This window comes from Pseudomonas sp. UTLPPB19802 (assembly GCF_059730225.1).
On the sequence record NZ_AP048545.1, the window covers coordinates 231825 to 250115 of the forward strand.

At 65.6% G+C, this 18291-nt stretch carries 20 protein-coding genes; all 20 read left to right on the forward strand.

Annotated elements, in window-relative coordinates:
* Nucleotides 1–226 precede the first annotated feature (226 nt).
* Genes AC6I6U_RS00990 through AC6I6U_RS01085 form a run of 20 tightly spaced genes read left to right on the forward strand, consistent with a single transcriptional unit; the run spans nucleotide 227 to nucleotide 18283 of the window.
* Nucleotides 227–946 carry a beta-ketoacyl synthase chain length factor gene (locus AC6I6U_RS00990; protein WP_497880236.1) on the forward strand — a complete coding sequence of 240 codons (720 nt, stop codon included), beginning with the start codon at nucleotides 227–229 and terminating at the stop codon, nucleotides 944–946.
* Nucleotides 922–1740 carry a lysophospholipid acyltransferase family protein gene (locus AC6I6U_RS00995; RefSeq protein ID WP_497880237.1) on the forward strand — a complete coding sequence of 273 codons (819 nt, stop codon included), beginning with the start codon at nucleotides 922–924 and terminating at the stop codon, nucleotides 1738–1740. Before AC6I6U_RS00990 ends, AC6I6U_RS00995 begins: the two co-directional genes overlap by 25 nt.
* Entirely contained in the window at nucleotides 1709–1981 is a 273-nt protein-coding gene (locus AC6I6U_RS01000; protein WP_497880238.1) for a phosphopantetheine-binding protein, read from the forward strand. The genes AC6I6U_RS00995 and AC6I6U_RS01000 overlap by 32 nt, the downstream gene beginning before the upstream one ends.
* Nucleotides 1982–1990: 9 nt before the next feature.
* Nucleotides 1991–2245, forward strand: a complete 255-nt coding sequence (locus AC6I6U_RS01005; RefSeq protein ID WP_054060673.1) for an acyl carrier protein — start codon at nucleotides 1991–1993, stop codon at nucleotides 2243–2245.
* Nucleotides 2242–2787, forward strand: coding sequence for a COG4648 family protein (locus AC6I6U_RS01010; RefSeq protein WP_497880239.1), 546 nt, complete (start codon nucleotides 2242–2244; stop codon nucleotides 2785–2787). Before AC6I6U_RS01005 ends, AC6I6U_RS01010 begins: the two co-directional genes overlap by 4 nt.
* The gene (locus tag AC6I6U_RS01015; protein ID WP_497880240.1) at nucleotides 2784–4454 is read left to right on the forward strand and encodes an ApeI family dehydratase; all 1671 of its coding nucleotides are present in this window, start codon (nucleotides 2784–2786) and stop codon (nucleotides 4452–4454) included. The genes AC6I6U_RS01010 and AC6I6U_RS01015 overlap by 4 nt, the downstream gene beginning before the upstream one ends.
* Nucleotides 4447–5181, forward strand: coding sequence for a glycosyltransferase family 2 protein (locus AC6I6U_RS01020; protein WP_497880241.1), 735 nt, complete (start codon nucleotides 4447–4449; stop codon nucleotides 5179–5181). Before AC6I6U_RS01015 ends, AC6I6U_RS01020 begins: the two co-directional genes overlap by 8 nt.
* On the forward strand, nucleotides 5178–6113 hold the full coding sequence (locus tag AC6I6U_RS01025) for a lysophospholipid acyltransferase family protein (protein WP_497880242.1): 936 nt from the start codon (nucleotides 5178–5180) through the stop codon (nucleotides 6111–6113). Before AC6I6U_RS01020 ends, AC6I6U_RS01025 begins: the two co-directional genes overlap by 4 nt.
* The gene (locus AC6I6U_RS01030; RefSeq protein ID WP_497880243.1) at nucleotides 6094–7638 is read left to right on the forward strand and encodes an HAL/PAL/TAL family ammonia-lyase; all 1545 of its coding nucleotides are present in this window, start codon (nucleotides 6094–6096) and stop codon (nucleotides 7636–7638) included. The genes AC6I6U_RS01025 and AC6I6U_RS01030 overlap by 20 nt, the downstream gene beginning before the upstream one ends.
* Nucleotides 7631–8056, forward strand: a complete 426-nt coding sequence (locus AC6I6U_RS01035; RefSeq protein WP_497880244.1) for an acyl-CoA thioesterase — start codon at nucleotides 7631–7633, stop codon at nucleotides 8054–8056. Before AC6I6U_RS01030 ends, AC6I6U_RS01035 begins: the two co-directional genes overlap by 8 nt.
* Nucleotides 8053–8757 (forward strand): outer membrane lipoprotein carrier protein LolA, encoded by a 705-nt coding sequence (locus tag AC6I6U_RS01040; RefSeq protein WP_497880245.1) that lies wholly within the window; start codon nucleotides 8053–8055, stop codon nucleotides 8755–8757. The genes AC6I6U_RS01035 and AC6I6U_RS01040 overlap by 4 nt, the downstream gene beginning before the upstream one ends.
* Complete coding sequence (locus tag AC6I6U_RS01045; RefSeq protein ID WP_497880246.1) at nucleotides 8741–11080, forward strand: MMPL family transporter; 2340 nt, start codon at nucleotides 8741–8743, stop codon at nucleotides 11078–11080. The genes AC6I6U_RS01040 and AC6I6U_RS01045 overlap by 17 nt, the downstream gene beginning before the upstream one ends.
* The gene (locus tag AC6I6U_RS01050; protein WP_497880247.1) at nucleotides 11077–12234 is read left to right on the forward strand and encodes a cation:proton antiporter; all 1158 of its coding nucleotides are present in this window, start codon (nucleotides 11077–11079) and stop codon (nucleotides 12232–12234) included. The genes AC6I6U_RS01045 and AC6I6U_RS01050 overlap by 4 nt, the downstream gene beginning before the upstream one ends.
* Nucleotides 12225–13472: an NAD(P)/FAD-dependent oxidoreductase gene (locus AC6I6U_RS01055; RefSeq protein ID WP_497880248.1), complete on the forward strand. Its 1248-nt coding sequence runs from the start codon at nucleotides 12225–12227 to the stop codon at nucleotides 13470–13472. Before AC6I6U_RS01050 ends, AC6I6U_RS01055 begins: the two co-directional genes overlap by 10 nt.
* The gene (locus AC6I6U_RS01060) at nucleotides 13469–14203 is read left to right on the forward strand and encodes a class I SAM-dependent methyltransferase (protein ID WP_497880249.1); all 735 of its coding nucleotides are present in this window, start codon (nucleotides 13469–13471) and stop codon (nucleotides 14201–14203) included. Before AC6I6U_RS01055 ends, AC6I6U_RS01060 begins: the two co-directional genes overlap by 4 nt.
* Complete coding sequence (locus AC6I6U_RS01065) at nucleotides 14200–14682, forward strand: hypothetical protein (RefSeq protein ID WP_497880250.1); 483 nt, start codon at nucleotides 14200–14202, stop codon at nucleotides 14680–14682. The genes AC6I6U_RS01060 and AC6I6U_RS01065 overlap by 4 nt, the downstream gene beginning before the upstream one ends.
* Nucleotides 14679–15875, forward strand: coding sequence for a beta-ketoacyl-[acyl-carrier-protein] synthase family protein (locus AC6I6U_RS01070; RefSeq protein WP_497880251.1), 1197 nt, complete (start codon nucleotides 14679–14681; stop codon nucleotides 15873–15875). The genes AC6I6U_RS01065 and AC6I6U_RS01070 overlap by 4 nt, the downstream gene beginning before the upstream one ends.
* Nucleotides 15872–16336, forward strand: a complete 465-nt coding sequence (locus AC6I6U_RS01075; RefSeq protein ID WP_497880252.1) for a hotdog family protein — start codon at nucleotides 15872–15874, stop codon at nucleotides 16334–16336. The genes AC6I6U_RS01070 and AC6I6U_RS01075 overlap by 4 nt, the downstream gene beginning before the upstream one ends.
* Nucleotides 16329–17057: a 3-oxoacyl-ACP reductase FabG gene (gene fabG, locus AC6I6U_RS01080; protein ID WP_497880253.1), complete on the forward strand. Its 729-nt coding sequence runs from the start codon at nucleotides 16329–16331 to the stop codon at nucleotides 17055–17057. Before AC6I6U_RS01075 ends, fabG begins: the two co-directional genes overlap by 8 nt.
* Nucleotides 17057–18283, forward strand: a complete 1227-nt coding sequence (locus AC6I6U_RS01085) for a beta-ketoacyl-ACP synthase (protein ID WP_497880254.1) — start codon at nucleotides 17057–17059, stop codon at nucleotides 18281–18283. The genes fabG and AC6I6U_RS01085 overlap by 1 nt, the downstream gene beginning before the upstream one ends.
* The last annotated feature ends 8 nt before the right edge of the window (nucleotides 18284–18291 follow it).

Consider the following 18291-nt stretch of genomic DNA (forward strand, 5'->3'; position numbering starts at 1 on the left):
AGCCGACAGATGTATCCCCAAAAACACGAATAATGGCTATGTGACAGATATCTGGTCGTTCATCTGTAAATTTTATCGTGCAAAATGTAGCCAATTGTTTGCTACAAGTCCGCCACACCGGGATAATGCGCGCCACTCGGCCACAGCGCCACGCCAAGGTTGGTATCGCTTCCAGGATCCAGCCGCAGCGTTTCAAGGAAGCCCGCAGGGGCGGGAAAAACACTCAGTGATCAACTTCAATATCGCTCAATGGCGCGCCTGGGCCCCGAGCCTCGAAAGCGTGTCCGACTGGCAGGCCTGGAGCCGCCAGCCCGCGGTTCCGGCAGAGAGCGATGCGGCTCCCGATGTGTCGTTCCTGCCGGCCATGCAGCGCCGCCGCCTCAGCCGTCTGGCGCGCATGGCGTTCAGCGTCGGCTGGCCCCTGGCCGAGGGCCGCGAGGCACTGCCCCTGGTGTTCATTTCCCGCCATGGCGAAACCCCACGCACGCTGGAGATTCTCAGCGACCTGGCCGCCGACCAGCCCCTGTCGCCCACCCAGTTCAGCCTCTCGGTGCATAACGCCATTATCGGCCTGTGGTCGATCATGCGCGGCGAAACCAGCGAAATGACAGCCCTGGCCGCCAATGGCGACGGCCTCGAACACGGCATGCTCGAAGCCGCCGCACTCTTGGCCGAGGGTGCGCCGGCAGTGCTGTTGGTAATCACCGAAGAACAGCCACCGGCGGCCTACAGTCGCTGGATCGATGACGTACCGTTCCCCTATGCCGTCGGCCTGCTGCTGACACCCGGCGACGACTGGCAACTGTCCCTCGGCCGTTGCGCGGACCAGGGTAGCCGCACCGAGTGGCCCCATGCCCTGAACCTGGTACGAACCCTGCTCGGGCCGCAAGCCACCTGCCAACACACATGGAAGACCCGGGCATGGAATTGGCAACGCCGAGCATGACCAAGCCGCGCGACGCCTATTACTGGCGCCTGCTGGCCACCGCCATCAGCTTTGCCCTGTTCGGCCTCGGCGGCCTGTGCCTGCGCCTGGTGATCTTCCCCCTGCTCGGTTGCCTGCCCGGCGATGCGCAACGCCAGCGCGAGCGCGCGCGCCGGACAGTCAGCCGACTGTTCTGGCTGTTCATTCGCTTCATGGCCCGCAGCGGCGTACTGACCTACAACGTCGAAGGCGCGGACAAACTCGGCCGCCCCGGCCAGATGATCATTGCCAACCACCCCTCGCTGATCGACGTGGTGTTCCTGATCGGCCTGGTGCGCAACGCCAACTGCGTGGTCAAGCAGAGCCTCTGGCAGAACCCGTTCACCCGCGGACCGGTGCGCTCTACCGAATACATCAGCAACGATGGCAGCATGGACATGCTCGATACCGCCGTCGGTGCCTTGCAAGGTGGCCAGACCCTGATCATCTTTCCCGAGGGTACCCGTACCTCGCCCGGCACGGCACCGGCCTTTCATCGCGGCGCCGCCGCAATCGCCCTGCGCGGTGCGAGAATCATCACCCCCGTGGTGATCGAGGTCAGCCCGACCACCCTGACCAAGGCCGAACCCTGGTACCGCATTCCCCACCGCCGGGTGCACTTCAGTTTTCGTGTCGGGGCCGATATAGACCCACAGACCTTCGCCAGCCAGGGCCCCGCGCCCCAGGCGTCGCGCAAGCTCAACGACTTTCTGCATCATTACTTCATTAAGGAGCTCGCCACAGATGAGCGATCCAACAAGCGCCCTGCACCTTGAGATCAAGGAACTGATCATCGACGCCCTCGGCCTCGAAGACATCAGTGCCCAGGACATTGGCAACGACCAAACGCTCTTCGGCGAAGGCCTGGGCCTGGACTCGGTGGACGCCCTCGAACTCGGCCTGGCGATCCAGAAACGCTATGGCATCAAGATCGATGCCGACGCCAAGGACACCCGTGACCATTTCTCCAGCGTGGCCAGCCTTGCGGCTTTCGTCACGGCTAAACAGGCAGCGTGAGACACCACCATGCAAACCCGTGAAGACATCTTCAATACCCTGCGCGATGCCCTCGTCGAGCTGTTCGAACTCGAACCCGAGCGCGTGACCCTGGACAGCAACCTGTACCAGGACCTGGAAATCGACAGCATCGATGCCGTGGACCTGATCGACCACATCAAGCGCCAGACCGGCAAGAAGATCGCCGCCGAGGAATTCAAGGCAGTCCGTACCGTCAATGATGTGGTCGAGGCCGTGTTCCGGCTGGTCCAGCCGGCCGCATGAGCCGACTGATCGGCCTGGGTCTGCTGCTGGCGGGCCTGCTGTACCCCTTTGCGGTGTATTTCGGCATGGAGCATTTCGCCCCCTGGCAGTTCGGACTGTTGCTCGGCGGCCTGTGGCTGGCCCGTGCCCTGACCGGCGAACGCAAGCCCGGCAGCCTGTGGATGGCCGTGTGCGCCATCGCCTTCTGCGGCCTGCTCGGGCTGTTCAACAGCCCGGCACTGTTGCGCTGGTATCCGGTGCTGATCAGCGGCTTCATGCTCGGCCTGTTCAGCCTGAGCCTGAAGTTCGGCCCACCGGTGGCCGAGCGCCTGGCGCGACTGAGCGAGCCGGAACTGCCGGAAGTGGCGATCCGCTACACGCGCCGGGTGACCCAGGCCTGGAGCCTGTTCTTTCTCTGCAACGGCTTGCTCGCCGCCGCCCTCACCCTCTGGGCACCGCTGAGCTGGTGGATGTTGTACAACGGCCTGATCGCCTATGGCTTGATGGGCCTGCTGTTTGCCATTGAATGGCTGATACGACAACGCGTAAGAGGCCGCGCATGAATTGGATAAACCTTGAGCAGTTGTTGCTCAAGATGCACGCCGGGCGTGCCGTGACAATCGATCCGCCGCTGGACCATTCCCAACTGTGCCAGCGCGCCCTGGGCCTGGCCGCCAGCCTGCGCGAGCGGAACGTGCAACGCCTGGCGCTGCACCTCGAAGACGCCGGGGACCTGGCGATCGCCCTGCTCGCTGCCTGGCGGGCCGGCGTGGCGGTGCTGCTGTTGCCTGACCTGCAGGACCAGACCCGCCAACGCTGGGCGGCACAGGTCGACCTGTGGCTGACCGACAGCAGCGACCTAGCCTACCTGCAGGCCGAGCCACTGGAGCCGGCCGCGCTGGATCTCGACCAGTGCCGCCTGAGCTTGTGCACATCCGGTTCCAGCGGCGAACCCAAGCTCATCGAAAAAAGCCTGCGCCAACTGGCCAACGAAGTGCTCGCCCTGGAGCAACTGTGGGGCGCCGACCTTGGCCAGGCGTGCATCATCGGCAGCGTCGCGGCCCAGCACATCTACGGCCTGCTGTTCCGCGTACTCTGGCCCCTGTGTGCCGGACGCACCTTCGTGCGCCGGCAACTGGCGTTCCCCGAGGACCTGCAGCGCAGCAGCCGCGAACACCCGCAGTTCGCCTGGGTGGCGAGCCCGGCGCTGCTCAAGCGCATGGGCGACAACCTCGACTGGCCGGCACTCAGCGCCGTCCGCCGGGTATTTTCCTCGGGCGGCGCGCTGCCGGAAGAAGCCGCCAGCAGCCTTCAGCAACGCCTGGGGCAATGGCCAACGGAGATCCTCGGCAGCTCGGAGACGGGCGGTATCGCCTGGCGCCAGGGCGACCGACTGTGGCGTCCCTTCGCCGATGTACAGCTGACCCAGGATGCCGACGGTGCCTTGCAGGTCGCCTCGTCCTACCTGCCGGCTGGCCACATCGAGCAGACCGCCGACGCGGCGCGCTTCGAGGCCGATGGCCGCTTCGAACTGCTCGGCCGGCTCGACCGCATCGTCAAGCTGGAAGAAAAACGCATCTCCCTGCCAATGCTCGAACAGGCGCTGCTGGAGCATCCCTGGGTCGCCGAGGCGCGACTGGGGGTGGTGCAGGAAAACCGCGCCTATCTCGGCGCCTTGCTGGTGCTCTCCGCCCAGGGCCTGCACACCCTGCGCAACCAGGGCCGACGTGCCTTGACCGAAGCCCTGCGCCAGCATCTGCTCAAGCACTGCGAAGCCCTGGCGCTGCCACGGCGCTGGCGGTTGCTGCGGCAGATGCCGCTCAACGCCCAAGGCAAGCTGCCGCAGGCCGAGGTCCAGGCCCTGTTGCAGGCGCCACGGCCCAAATCGCCGGAAGTGCTCGGGCAAAGCGAAACCGACGGCGAATGGCTGCTGCAACTGGCCGTTCCGCCGGACCTGGCCTACTTCAGCGGGCACTTCCCGGTTACGCCGGTACTGCCCGGCGTGGTCCAGGTGGACTGGGCCCTGGAACTGAGTCGCGAACGGCTTGAGCTGCCAGCGAAATTCGCCGGCATGGAAGTGCTGAAGTTCCAGCAACTGGTACGCCCGGGCGACCGGATCGAGCTGAGCCTGCGCTTCGACCAGGAACGCGGCAAGCTCTACTTCGCCTTCCGCAATGGCGATGCGGCCTGCTCCAGCGGGCGCATCGTGCTGGAGGCCGCGCATGCATAAGCCGTGTGCGGTGATACCGGTGTACAACCACGAAACCGCCGTCCCGACGGTGGTCGAGGCACTGCTGGCAGCCGGCCTGCCCTGCGTGCTGGTGGATGATGCCAGCAGCCCGGCCTGCGCCGCAGTACTGGAACAATTGGCCGAGGGTGAGAACACCTTCCTGATCAAGCTGCCGGTCAACCAGGGCAAGGGCGGCGCGGTCATGGCCGGCCTGCGCGAGGCTTCGCGGCGTGGTTTCAGCCATGCCCTGCAGGTGGACGCCGATGGCCAACACGACCTGCAGGATGTCGCGATCTTCCTCGACGCCTCCCGCAGCCATCCCGAAGCACTGATCTGCGGTTACCCGCAGTACGACGAGAGCGTGCCCAAGGGCCGCCTCTATGCCCGCTACCTGACCCACGTGTGGGTGTGGATCAACAGCCTGTCGCTACAGATTCCCGATTCCATGTGCGGCTTTCGGGTCTACCCGCTGCCGCCGGTGCTGGCGTTGATCGACAGCGCACGGATCGGCAAGCGCATGGATTTCGACCCGGAAATCCTCGTACGCCTGGCCTGGCGCAACCAGCCCATGCGCTGGCTGCCGACCCGGGTCCACTACCCGCAGGACGGCCTGTCGCACTTCCGCCTGTTCCATGACAATGCGCTGATTTCCGGCATGCACACACGGCTGTTCTTCGGCATGTTGCTGCGCTTGCCGAGCATCCTCTGGCGACGGTGGTGGGCATGAGCGAAACGAAGCACTGGGCTGACCACCAGGAGCGCGGCAGCTTCTGGCTGATGAAACTCACTGCCTTTGGCGTGCGGGTACTCGGTCGGCGACTGCTCAGCCCGGTGCTGCATGGCATCGTCCTGTATTTCTTCCTGTTCGGCCGCAGTGCCCGGCAAAGCGCCTGGCAATACCAGCAGCGCCTCGCAGAGTGGAGCGGCCAGAACGCCCTGCTCCCGACGCGGATGAAAGTCTTCCGTCAGTTCATGGCCTTCGCCGATGCGCTGCTGGACAAGCTCGACGTCTGGAATGGCAAGCTGGGCATCGAGCAGATCAAGATCATCGACCCGGCCCTACTGCGCGACCAGTTGCGTGGCGAACGTGGACAGATGCTGGTCGGTGCCCACCTGGGCAACCTGGAAGTCTGCCGCGCCCTGGCCGAACTGGGTGAAAAGGTCACCATGAACGTGCTGGTGCACACCAAGCACGCCGAACGTTTCAACCGCCTGCTGGGAGAAGCCGGAGCGACCAACCTGAGGCTGATCCAGGTCAGCGAGCTGGACCCGGCGATCATGCTGCAACTGAGCCAGCGCCTGGACCGCGGCGAGTGGCTGGCGATTGCCGGCGACCGCGTCCCGCTGCATGGCGGACGCAACGTGCGGGTGAACTTCCTCGGCCACGAAGCGGCATTCCCCCAGGGGCCCTGGCTGCTGGCCGGGTTGCTGAAATGCCCGGTCAACCTGCTGTTCTGCCTGAAGCTCCAGGGTCGCTACCACGTCACCCTCGAACCCTTCGCCGAAGCCGTGCAATGGAAACGCGGCGACCGCGAGCAGATCATCGCCCAATGGACCGGCCGCTATGCCGAGCGCCTGGGCCAGTACTGCCTGCAAGCCCCCCAACAATGGTTCAATTTCTACCCTTTCTGGAAGAACGATGACGACGCATCCGCTTGAGCCGGTAACCTTCGGCGAACTCCCGCTGCGCATCGAAGACGTGCTGGCCCTGGCCAACCGTCAGGTGCCGACGCAGTTGCAAAACGACCCGGCCTATCGCCAGCGCATTGCCAAGGGCGCGCAGTTCCTTGACTCGCTGCTGGACAAGGAAGGCGTGATCTACGGCGTCACCACCGGCTACGGCGACTCCTGCGTGGTCGCCGTGCCGCTGCAGCACGTCGAGGCGCTGCCGCGTCATCTCTACACCTTCCACGGCTGCGGCCTGGGCAAACTGCTCGACCCACAGGCCACCCGTGCCGTGCTCGCTGCGCGCCTACAGTCGCTGTGCCACGGGGTTTCCGGGGTGCGCGTGGAACTGCTGGAACGCTTGCAGGCGTTTCTCGACCTGGACATCCTGCCGCTGATTCCCGAAGAGGGCTCGGTGGGCGCCAGCGGCGACCTGACGCCGCTCTCCTATGTGGCCGCGACCTTGTCGGGTGAACGCGAAGTGCTGTTCCGTGGCGAGCGCCGCCAGGCCAGCGACGTGCACCGCGAGCTGGGTTGGGACCCACTGGTCCTGCGGCCCAAGGAGGCCCTGGCGCTGATGAACGGTACGGCGGTGATGACCGGCCTGGCCTGCCTGGCGTTCGCCCGCGCCGACTACCTGCTGCGCCTGGCGACCCGTATCACTGCGCTGAATGTCGTCGCACTGCAAGGCAATCCCGAACACTTCGACGAGCGCCTGTTCGCCGCCAAGCCGCATCCGGGGCAGATGCAGGTGGCGGCCTGGCTGCGCCAGGACCTGGCCATCGACGCGCCGACCGCACCACTGCACCGCCTGCAGGATCGCTACTCGCTGCGCTGCGCCCCCCACGTACTCGGGGTGCTGGCCGACAGCCTGGGCTGGCTGCGCGGTTTCATCGAGACCGAACTGAACAGCGCCAACGACAACCCGATCATCGACGCCGAGCAGGAGCGTGTACTGCACGGCGGGCACTTCTACGGCGGGCATATCGCCTTCGCCATGGACAGCCTGAAGAACCTCGTGGCCAACGTCGCCGACCTGCTGGACCGCCAGCTCGCCCTGCTGGTGGACGTGCGCTACAACCACGGCCTGCCGAGCAACCTGTCCGGCTCCAGCAGCGAACGCGCCATGCTCAACCACGGCTTCAAGGCCGTGCAGATCGGTGCCAGCGCCTGGACCGCCGAGGCCCTGAAAAACACCATGCCGGCGAGCGTGTTTTCCCGTTCAACCGAATGCCACAACCAGGATAAGGTCAGCATGGGCACCATCGCCGCCCGCGACGCCATCCGCGTGCTGGAACTGACCGAGCAGGTCGCCGCCGCCACCTTGCTGGCCGCCAACCAGGGCGTCTGGCTGCGCAGCCGGGAAGCCGATGCCCGCCCGTTGCCTCCGGCACTGGCGGCCATGCAGGAAGAACTGGCCCGGGACTTCCCGCCGCTGATCGAGGATCGCGCCCTGGAAACCGAACTGCGCCGGTGCCTGCAACGCATCGGCGAACAACACTGGAGGCTGCATGCGTAGCCGTGGCGTACTGCACGTCGATACGGAGATCCTCGTGCCGTTCTTCGACGTCGATACCATGCACGTGGTCTGGCACGGCCACTACGTGAAATACCTGGAAGTGGCGCGCTGCGCGCTGCTGGACCATATCGGCCACGACTACGTGCAGATGCGCGAGTCCGGCTATGCCTGGCCGGTGATCGACCTGCAACTGCGCTATGTGCGTGGAGCGGTGTTCGGCCAGAAGATCAACGTGCGGGCCGACCTGGTGGAATGGGAAAACCGCCTGAAGGTGAACTACCTGATCACCGATCTTGCCAGCGGTGAACGCCTGACCCGTGCCAGCACGGTGCAGGTCGCGGTGCACATCGAAAGCCGCGAGATGCAGCTGGCTTCGCCAAGAGTCTTCGTCGACGCGGTCGAAAAGGTGCTCGCATGAATATCCTGAAACACGGCCTCTGTGGGAGCCGGCTTGCTGGCGATAGCGTCCGCAAGATCGCTGCAAGGCTCAAGGGCCTCATCGCCAGCAAGCCGGCGCCTACAGGGGGCCTGCGTGGTCTGCTGCTGGTGTTGTGCCTGGGCCTTTCCGGGAAGGCAGCGGCCTTCGACTTGCAACAGTTGAGCGAGCAGTTGGCCAAGCCCACGGTGATCCACGGCAGCTTCGTCCAGGAAAAACACCTGCGCGCCCTGCCGCAACCGCTGACCAGCAGGGGTACCTTCGTTCTCGCCAAGGACCACGGCCTGCTATGGCTGCTCAAGACTCCGCTGCAACAGGACTACCGCATCACCGCCAAGGGTATCGCCCGGCGTGACGCCAGCGGCTGGCAGATGGTCCCGAACAAGAGTGCCGGGGCCGAGCAGAACCGCCTGTTCATCGCCGTACTGCAAGGTGACAGCAGCGGCCTGCAACGGGACTTCGAGCTGCAACTGCAAGGCGAGGCCAACGACTGGAAGCTGACCCTGACGCCACGCTCGGTGCTGCTCAAGCAGATCTTCACCCGCATCAACATCGACGGCGGCGCCCTGGTGCAACGCATCGAACTGCTCGAGACCCAAGGCGACAGCACCGTCCTGCGCATGCAGGACAGCACGGCGAGCCAACCCCTGAGCGAAGCGGAGCAGCATGACTTTGCCGAGTGAACGCCTGCTGCCGCGCCTGTTCCTGATCCTGCTGCTGGCAGTGCTCGCACTCGCCGGCTGGCAGTGGCGACACGGCGCGCCGTTGTCGGCGAACCTGATGGAACTGGTGCCGGGCACCTCGCCCGATGCGCTGGACCTCAAGGCAGAACAACGCATGCAGGAGCCGCTGAATCGGGAAATCCTGGTGCTGGTCGGCCAGGCCGATCGCCAGCAGGCCATCGCCATGGCTCGCCAGTTGGGCGAGCGCTGGCAGGCCAGCGGGTTGTTCGAGAAGGTCCAGTGGGACCTGCAGGCCGACCTGCCCGCACTGCGCGAGCAACTGTTGCAGGGCCGCCTGGCGATGCTCTCGGCGAAGGACCGCCGGCAACTGATCGATGACCCGGCGGCGTTCATCCAGCAGCGAGTACAAACGCTGTTCGACCCCTTCGCCGGCTTCAGCCTGGTGCCGAGCCAGGACGACTGGCTCGGCCTCACCGGACGTATCCAGAACAGCCAGCCCCAACGAGGTGCGGTGCAACTGGACATCGGCAGCGGCGCCCTGGTGGCCGACGCCGATGGCAAGAGCTGGGTGCTGCTGCGGGCCCGCACCACCGGCAACGCCTTCGACATGAAACTGCCGCTGCAAGTGGCCGAACTGCTCAAGCAGAGCCGCGAGCAGGCCAGCCAGGCCGACGTGCAACTGCTGGCCGCCAGCGGCCTGCTGTACGCCGCCAGCGGCCAGCAGCAGGCGACCCGGGAAATTACCTGGGTCGGCGGCGGCGCCACCCTGGGTATTCTCCTGCTGTTGCTGCTGGCGTTCCGGCGCTGGCGGGTGTTGCTGGCCTTCGTTCCAGTGCTGGTGGGCATGCTGTTCGGCGCCGTGGCCTGCGTGGCATTCTTCGGCCACATGCACGTGATGACGCTGGTGCTCGGCTCCAGCCTGATCGGCGTCGCGGTGGATTATCCCCTGCACTACCTGTCCAAGAGCTGGAGCCTCAAGCCCTGGCAAAGCTGGCCCGCCCTGCGCCTGACCCTCTCCGGCCTCAGCCTGAGCCTGGCCACCAGTTGCATCGGCTACCTGGCGCTGGCCTGGACACCGTTCCCGGCCCTGACCCAGATCGCGGTGTTCTCCGCTGCCGGCCTGCTCGGCGCCTACCTGACAGCGGTATGCCTGCTGCCGGCGTTGCTCAAGGGCGCCGAGCTACGCCCGGCCGAATGGCCGCTCAAGGTCAGCGAGGCCTTGCTGGCACTGCGCGAACGGCTGCTGCTGAAACTCGGCAGCCCGGTATTGCTGGGCCTGCTGATGCTGTTCTGCGCCGGAGGCCTCTGGCACCTGGGCACGAAAAACGATATCCGCCAGTGGGTCGGCGCGCCGCCGCAATTGCAGGCCGAGGCCCAGGCGATTGCACGGATCACCGGCTACCAGCCGACCAGCCAGTTCTTCCTGGTTCGCGCCGCCGACCAGCAACAGCTCCTGGAACGCCAGACGGCCCTGGCCAAGCGCCTCGGACAACTGGTGAGCCTGGACAAGCTGCAGGGCTACCTGTCGCTGAACCAGTTGGTCAGCCTGCCCAGCGAGCAACAGCGCCTGCGTGACTCGCTCCAGCAACTGCCACGGCATTGGCAGCCATTGCTCGACCTCGGCGTACCACTGGCGGCCTTGCAGAAGGAACTGGCCGAACTCCAGGCCCTGCCGATCGAGGATATCGACAGTGCCCTGGCCGGCCCCCTCGGCGAACCCTGGCGTGTGCTCTGGCTCGGCCCCTACGCCGACGGCGTGGCGGGCATGGTCAGCCTGCAGGGCCTGAACAACGCCGAGTTGCTGCGCGTCCAGGCAATGGACCTGCCAGGCGTGCAACTGGTGGATCGTCTCGGTGACCTGAACAAGGTGTTCGCCGCCACGCAGATCAGCGCGGCGGAACTGAAACTCGCCTCCTGCGTGCTGATCGTGCTGTTGCTGATCCTGCCATTCGGTCTCGGTGGTGCCTTACGCATCGTCTCCCTGCCGTTGCTGGCCGCGCTGTGCAGCCTGGCCAGCCTCGGCTGGCTGGGGCAGCCACTGACCCTGTTCAGCCTGTTCGGCCTGCTGCTGGTCACGGCCATCAGCGTCGACTACGCGATCCTGATGCGCGAACAGATCGGCGGTGCGGCAGTCAGTCTGCTCGGCACCCTGCTGGCGGCGCTGACCACCTGGCTGTCGTTCGGCCTGCTGGCGATTTCCAGCACGCCGGCGGTGAGCAACTTCGGCCTGTCGGTCAGCCTGGGATTGGCTTTCAGCTTCCTGCTTGCGCCGTGGGCCGGGCGGCAATCCCATGAACGGGTGAAAAAGGAATTCGCACCATGATGATCCTGCTGTTCTGGGGCATGGCACTGGCCGCCTTCGCGCTGGCCACCCGTATCGGCAAGCAGTTCGGCCTGGTGCCGATCGTCAGCCAGCTGCTGCTGGCGACCTTCGGCCTGCCGCTGCTGATGCTGTTCTGGGTCGAGCCGCACTGGCAGTTGAGCGGCGCCGCGCTGATCGCCCCCGAGTGGCTGAAGACCCTCTACGGGTTCGCCTTTGCACTGGTGCTGGGCAGTATCCTCAGCGACGTGATCGAACTGAAGATGGACCGCGAGAGCCTGAAGATCGCCCTGCCGAGCTTCTGCATACCGTTTGCCTGCGGGCTGGCCTGCGCCGCCTGGGTGCTGCCGGAACAGCACTGGCTGAACGCCCTGGCAATCGGCCTGGTGTTCGCCATCACCGCGATCCCCGTGCTGTACCTCTATCTCAAGCACATCGGCTATCCACTCGCCGCCACCCGGCGCCTGGTACAGACCGCAATCCTCATCGACCTGGCCTGCTGGACCCTCTTCGGCCTGGCCCAGGGCAGCCTGCACCTGGGCAGCCTGCTGCTGCCTCTGGCGGGGACGCTGGTGCCGCTGGCCCTGCATGCCTGCCGGATACGCCAACCGCTGGTCTACAGCCTGGGCTTCTTCGGCCTGCTGGTGGTGGTCGAACACTACAAGCTCAACGCCCTGATCTTCGGCATCGGATACCTGTTCTGCATGGCCTGGCTCAAGGTACCGCTGGTGCCACCACTCAAGCCCGAGTGGATGAACCGTCTGCAGATCGGCGTGGCGATTCCGCTGATCCTCACCTTCGGTATCGTGCAGATCAACGTGCACAGCGCCCTGAGCAACCTGAGCCTGGTGCAATTCGTCGCGCTGCTGGTGGTCCCGGTCGCCAGCAAGCTGCTCGGCAACTGGCTGGGCCTGGGCTGGGCCGGAAGCTCGTTCCCCGGCGCCAGCCGCTGGAAGGAAAGCCTGCTGCTCAACATTCGCGGCTTGAGTGAAATCGTCTTCCTCAACCTGCTCCTGCAACAACAGCTGATCAGTCCGGCGCTGTATTTCGCGCTGATGCTGATGGGCCTGCTCGCCACCCTGCTGCCGGCATTGGCGGGCATGAACCGTATCCCCTTGAATAGCGCCGAGACCGGCAAGGAGCCCGTGTGCCAATGACTGAAATGGAACGCCGTGAAGTGGTGGTGATCGGCGCCGGCCCGTCCGGTGCAATCGCCGCCGCCCTGCTCAAGCGCAATGGCCATGACGTGCTGATCATCGAGCGCCAGCACTTCCCGCGTTTCTCCATCGGCGAGAGCCTGCTGTCCCACTGCCTGGACTTCGTCGAGGAAGCCGGGATGCTCGACGCCGTCAACGCTGCCGGCTTTCAGCTGAAGAATGGCGCAGCCTTCGCCTGGGGCGATCGCTACAGTGCCTTCGACTTCGGCCAGACCTTCAGCAATGGCAAGCCGACCACCTTCCAGGTGCAGCGTGCCGATTTCGACAAGCTGCTGGCGGACCAGGCCGCCCTGCAGGGCGTGGAAATCCGTTACGGCGAGGAAATCGTCGGCGCCGATTTCGAGCGTCCGCAACCACAGTTGCAGGTCCGGCGCGAAGACGGCAGCGAGTACCGGCTCGAAGCCCGCTTCGTCCTCGATGCCAGCGGCTACGGCCGCGTGCTGCCGCGCCTGCTGGACCTGGAGGCGCCCTCGGGCTTCCCGGTGCGCCAGGCAGTGTTCACCCACATCGAAGACCGCATCGACCATCCCGCTTTCGAGCGGGAGAAAATCCTCATCACCACCCACCCGGAAAAGCGCGACATCTGGTTCTGGACTATCCCGTTCAGCAACGGCCGCTGCTCCCTCGGCGTAGTCGCTGACGCCAGCCATTTCGCCGGTCGCGGCGAAGACCTGGACGCCTGCCTGAAAGGCTTCGTCGCCGAAACCCCGAGCTTGCAACGCGTGCTGGAAAACGCCGTGTGGGATACTCCGGCACGAGCCATCGGCGGCTACTCGGCCAACGTCAAGAGCCTGCACGGCCCGGGCTATGCACTGCTGGGCAACGCGGCGGAGTTCCTCGACCCGGTATTTTCCTCCGGCGTGACCATCGCCATGCGCTCGGCCAGCATGGCCGCAGGCCTGTTGCATCGGCAGTTGCGGGGCGAGAGCGTCGATTGGCAGAGCGAGTTCGCCGAACCGCTGAAGCGTGGAGTCGACACCTTCCGCTGCTATGTCGAAGGCTGGTACGCCGGGACCTTCCAGGATGTGATCTACCATCCCGGCAGTTCGGACGACATCCGCGCGATGATCAGCTCGATCCTCGCCGGCTATGCCTGGGACGAGCGCAATCCCTTTGTCAGTGAGCCCAAGCGCCGCCTGCGTATGCTCTCGGAAATCTGTGCGAGTACCCCGGCATGAGCAATCAATACCTGAGCGACACCTACGTCGAGGAAACCCGCTTCGGCTTCTGGTTCCTGCGCAGCCACACCTGGCAGCACCACGTGTTGCGCGTGGCGATCAACGACCTGCGCCGCCTGTTCAGCGAAGAGCTGCCAAAAAACCCGGTACTGCTCGACGCCGGCTGCGGCCAGGGCAAGTCCTTCCAATACCTGCAGCAGGTGTTCACGCCGCAACGGCTGATCGGCCTCGATGCTGACCCGCACAGCCTGGAGCTGTCCGCCGCAGAAGCACGGCGGCGCAATCTCGACATCGAACTGATCGGCAGCGACTGCGCGACCCTGGACGTCGAATCCGAGAGCGTCGATATCCTGTTCTGCCACCAGACCTTCCATCATCTGGTCCAGCAGGACCGGGCCCTGGCCGAGTTCTATCGGGTACTCAAGCCCGGTGGCTACCTGCTGTTCGCCGAGTCCACCGAGGCCTACATCGACACATGGGTGATCCGCTGGCTGTTCCGCCACCCAATGCATGTGCAGAAAAGCGCCGGACAGTACCTGGACATGATCCGCGACCAGGGCTTCGAGTTCGAAGAGAAGAACGTCTCGTACCCCTACCTGTGGTGGAGCCGGTCCAAGGACTTCGGCCTGCTCGAACGCCTGCGCCTGAAAAGCCCGCCGCCAGTCGGCCAGCGTGAGGAAACCCTGGTCAACGTGGTTGCCCGCAAACCCCTGGCAGGTCATAGCGAATGATACGTGTACTGTTGCTGGGCTGCTTCCTGCTGCTGGGCGCCTGCGCCAGCCGCCTGCCGCTGCCCACGCATACGCCGACCCTGGCCCTGCCGATGCAACTGCTGGTCGAGCGCCAGCAGGACGGCATGCGCCAGGATTGGCTGCTGGTGATCCAACGCGAAGCCGGCGGCCTGCGCTGGTCGCTGATGGACCCCCTCGGCATCCCGCTGGCCCGTCAACTTTTGCAGGACGGTGACTGGCACGCCGACGGCCTCCTGCCGCCCAACCCGCAGGCCCGCGAACTGTTCGCCGCCCTGCTGTTCGCGCTGACGCCGCAGGCCGAGCTGACAACCAACTACCCCACCGCCCGACAGCAAGCCGGGCAGCGGCAACTAGGCGAGCAGTGGCGGGTCATTTATCGCCAGCCGCTGTTTTTCCGTCTCGACCTGCCACAAGGTCTGCACTACAGCATCAGCCCGTTGAACGAGAGCGCACCATGACCGCCTACCTGAACGCCCTCGGCCTGATCTGCGCCCTGGGTCGCGACAAGCAGGAAGTTGCACGTAACCTGTTCGCCGGTGACTGTTCGGGCATTCGCACCGAGACCGGCTGGGTCCCCGAGCGCGCGCTGCCGGTCGCGGCCGTGCGCGGCGATCTGGTCGCGTTGCCCCACGAACTGAGCGACCAGCACAGCCGCAACAACCAGTTGCTGATGGAGGCGACCCTGCAGATCCGCGATTCGATCCAGCAAGCCATCGACACCCATGGCCGCGAGCGCATCGGTATCGTCCTGGGTACCAGCACCTCGGGCATCGACGAAGCCAGCCGCGGCATCGCCAGCTACCTGCGCGACCAGCAGTTCCCCGCCGACTACGACTACCGGCAACAAGAACTCGGCGCCCCGGCCAGCTTCCTCGCCGACTGGCTGCAGTTGGAGGGGCCGGCCTATGTGATTTCCACCGCCTGCACCTCCAGCGCCCGCGCCCTGATGAGCGCCCAGCGCCTGCTCGACCTGGGCTTGTGCGATGCAGTGCTGTGCGGCGGGGTCGATAGTCTGTGCAAGCTGACCCTGAACGGTTTCAGCTCGCTGGAAGCCGTGTCGGAGCAACGCTGCAACCCGTTCTCGGTGAACCGCAACGGCATCAACATCGGTGAGGCCGCCGTGCTGTTCCTGATGACTCGCCAGGCCAGCGATGCACAGCCAATCGCCCTGCTCGGCTCCGGCGCCAGCTGCGACGCCTACCATATCTCCGCTCCGGAACCGGCCGGCAAGGGCGCCACCCAGGCCATGGCCAAGGCCCTGCGCCAGGCTGGCCTGCAGCCCGGGCAGATCGCCTACCTGAACCTGCACGGCACCGCAACCCAGCACAACGACGCCATGGAAAGCCTGGCCGTCGCCGGTCTTTTCCCGAGCAGCCTGCCCTGTTCCTCGACCAAGCCCATGACCGGCCACACCCTTGGCGCCGCAGGGGCGCTGGAAGCGGCCTTCTGCTGGTTGAGCCTGAGCGCCGAGAATCCGCATGGCGCCCTGCCGCCGCACCTCTGGGACAGCCAGCCCGACCCGGCGTTGCCGCCACTGCACTGGGCCAGCCCGGACGACCGGCTAGACCCCGCGACCCCACGTCGCCTGATGAGCAACTCGTTTGCCTTCGGCGGTAACAATGTCAGCCTGATTATCGGAGACGCCCCATGATCGATTGGCCGCTCGCCGAATTGCTGCCCCACGCCGGGGACATGATCCTGATCGATCAGGTCCTGGCCTTCGATGAAGAACAGATCCAGACCCGTCTCACCGTGCGCCCCGGCGGCCTGTTCAACCGCGAGGACGGCAGCCTGCCGGCCTGGGTCGGTATCGAGCTGATGGCGCAGAGCGTGGCCGCCTATGCCGGTTGCCGCGCCCGCAGCGAGGGCCGGCCGGTTGAACTGGGGTTCCTGCTCGGTACCCGCAAGTTCGAATGCAACGTCGAACATTTTCCGCAGGGCAGCGAGCTGACCATCCACGCCCAGCGCTCCCTGGAGGATGACAACGGCATGGGCGTCTTCGAATGCCACCTGAGCGGTCCGGCCATCCAGGCCTCGGCGCGCCTGAACGTGTTCCGTCCGCCCCAGGCCGCCGCCTATCTCAACGAATCACAGGAATCCAGCCATGACTGAATCCATTCTGGTTACCGGCTCCAGCCGTGGCATCGGCCGTGCGATCGCCCTGCGCCTGGCCCAGGCCGGTTATGACCTGGTGTTGCACTGCCGCAGCGGTCGCGCCGAGGCCGACGCGGTACAAGCCGAAATCCTGGCACTGGGTCGCAACGCCCGAGTCCTACAGTTCGACGTGTCCGAGCGGGAAACCTGCCGGGCCATTCTCGAAGCCGACGTCGAGGCCCATGGCGCCTACTACGGCGTGGTGCTCAACGCCGGCCTGACCCGCGACGGCGCCTTCCCGGCCCTCTCGGATGACGACTGGGACCAGGTACTGCGCACCAACCTCGACGGTTTCTACAACGTCCTGCACCCGCTGATGATGCCAATGATCCGCCGCCGCGCACCGGGGCGAGTGGTCTGCATCACTTCGGTGTCCGGCCTGATCGGCAACCGGGGCCAGGTCAACTACAGCGCCTCGAAGGCCGGCCTGATCGGCGCGGCCAAGGCCCTGGCGATCGAGCTGGGCAAGCGCAAGATCACCGTCAACTGCGTCGCGCCAGGGCTGATCGACACCGCCATGCTCGACGAGAACGTCCCGGTGGAAGAACTGCTGAAAATGATTCCCGCGCAGCGCATGGGCACCCCGGAAGAGGTCGCCGGCGCGGTGAACTTCCTGATGTCCGCCGAAGCGGCCTACATCACCCGCCAGGTCCTGGCCGTCAACGGAGGCCTGTGCTGATGAAGCGCGTCGTCGTCACCGGCATGGCCGGCATCACCTCGCTGGGCAGCGACTGGGCCAGCATCGAGGCCAACTTCCGCGCCAGCCGCAGCGGCATCCGGCGCATGGACGAATGGAACCGCTTCACCGAGTTGAACACCCGCCTGGCCGGCCCGGTGGATGACTATGCGGTGCCGTCCCACTGGACCCGCAAACAGTTGCGCAGCATGGGCCGGGTCTCGCGCTTCGCCGTCGGCGCCGCCGAAATGGCCTTGGCCGATGCCGGCCTGCTCGGCAACGAAATCATCCGCGACGGACGCATGGGCGTGGCCTGCGGCTCGTCCACCGGCAGCACCGACGAGATCAAGGCCTTCGGCATGATGCTGATCAACTCGGTGGCCGAGGGGCTGAACGCCAACTCCTACGTGCGCATGATGCCCCACACCACGGCGGCCAACATCAGCATCTTCTTCGGCCTCACCGGACGCCTTATCCCTACCTCCAGCGCCTGCACCAGCGGCAGCCAGGGCATCGGCTATGCCTACGAGGCGATCAAGTTCGGCCGCCTGCCGATGATGCTCGCCGGCGGCGCGGAAGAGCTGTGCGCGACCGAGGCCATGGTATTTGACGCACTCTACGCCACCAGCCTGAAGAACGATGCCCCGCACACCAGCCCCCGTCCCTACGACAGCGGCCGCGATGGCCTGGTGATCGGCGAGGGCGGCGGCATGCTGGTGCTCGAGGAGTTGGAACATGCCCTGGCCCGCGGCGCGCATATCCATGCGGAAATCGTCGGCTTCGGCAGCAACGCCGACGGCCAGCACGCGACCCGTCCGGAGCAGGTCACCATGCGCCGGGCCATGGAACTGGCGCTGGAAGACGCCGGGCTCCCTCCCGACGCCATCGGCTACGTGAACGGCCACGGCACCGCCACCGAACAGGGCGACATCGCCGAGACCCTGGCGACTCAAAGCCTGTTCGGCAGCCGCATGCCCATCAGTTCGCAGAAGAGTTTCCTCGGCCATACCCTCGGCGCCTGTGGCGCGCTGGAGTCCTGGTTCAGCATCGAAATGATGAACCGCGACAGCTACGTACATACCCTCAACCTCGACCAGGTCGACCCGCAATGCGCGGAGCTGGACTACCTGCGCAGCGAGTTCCGGCAGATGAGCAACGAGTATGTGATGAACAACAACTTTGCCTTCGGTGGCGTGAACACCTCGCTGGTGTTCCGTCGCTGGTCCTGATTCTTACC

Coding starts and splice junctions, on each gene's coding strand:
- AC6I6U_RS00995 (WP_497880237.1), top strand. CDS start 922: ATGGAATTGGCAACGCCGAGCATGACCAAGCCGCGCGACGCCTATTAC.
- AC6I6U_RS01000 (WP_497880238.1), top strand. CDS start 1,709: ATGAGCGATCCAACAAGCGCCCTGCACCTTGAGATCAAGGAACTGATC.
- AC6I6U_RS01005 (WP_054060673.1), top strand. CDS start 1,991: ATGCAAACCCGTGAAGACATCTTCAATACCCTGCGCGATGCCCTCGTC.
- AC6I6U_RS01010 (WP_497880239.1), top strand. CDS start 2,242: ATGAGCCGACTGATCGGCCTGGGTCTGCTGCTGGCGGGCCTGCTGTAC.
- AC6I6U_RS01015 (WP_497880240.1), top strand. CDS start 2,784: ATGAATTGGATAAACCTTGAGCAGTTGTTGCTCAAGATGCACGCCGGG.
- AC6I6U_RS01020 (WP_497880241.1), top strand. CDS start 4,447: ATGCATAAGCCGTGTGCGGTGATACCGGTGTACAACCACGAAACCGCC.
- AC6I6U_RS01025 (WP_497880242.1), top strand. CDS start 5,178: ATGAGCGAAACGAAGCACTGGGCTGACCACCAGGAGCGCGGCAGCTTC.
- AC6I6U_RS01030 (WP_497880243.1), top strand. CDS start 6,094: ATGACGACGCATCCGCTTGAGCCGGTAACCTTCGGCGAACTCCCGCTG.
- AC6I6U_RS01035 (WP_497880244.1), top strand. CDS start 7,631: ATGCGTAGCCGTGGCGTACTGCACGTCGATACGGAGATCCTCGTGCCG.
- AC6I6U_RS01040 (WP_497880245.1), top strand. CDS start 8,053: ATGAATATCCTGAAACACGGCCTCTGTGGGAGCCGGCTTGCTGGCGAT.
- AC6I6U_RS01045 (WP_497880246.1), top strand. CDS start 8,741: ATGACTTTGCCGAGTGAACGCCTGCTGCCGCGCCTGTTCCTGATCCTG.
- AC6I6U_RS01050 (WP_497880247.1), top strand. CDS start 11,077: ATGATGATCCTGCTGTTCTGGGGCATGGCACTGGCCGCCTTCGCGCTG.
- AC6I6U_RS01060 (WP_497880249.1), top strand. CDS start 13,469: ATGAGCAATCAATACCTGAGCGACACCTACGTCGAGGAAACCCGCTTC.
- AC6I6U_RS01065 (WP_497880250.1), top strand. CDS start 14,200: ATGATACGTGTACTGTTGCTGGGCTGCTTCCTGCTGCTGGGCGCCTGC.
- AC6I6U_RS01070 (WP_497880251.1), top strand. CDS start 14,679: ATGACCGCCTACCTGAACGCCCTCGGCCTGATCTGCGCCCTGGGTCGC.
- AC6I6U_RS01075 (WP_497880252.1), top strand. CDS start 15,872: ATGATCGATTGGCCGCTCGCCGAATTGCTGCCCCACGCCGGGGACATG.
- fabG (WP_497880253.1), top strand. CDS start 16,329: ATGACTGAATCCATTCTGGTTACCGGCTCCAGCCGTGGCATCGGCCGT.
- AC6I6U_RS01085 (WP_497880254.1), top strand. CDS start 17,057: ATGAAGCGCGTCGTCGTCACCGGCATGGCCGGCATCACCTCGCTGGGC.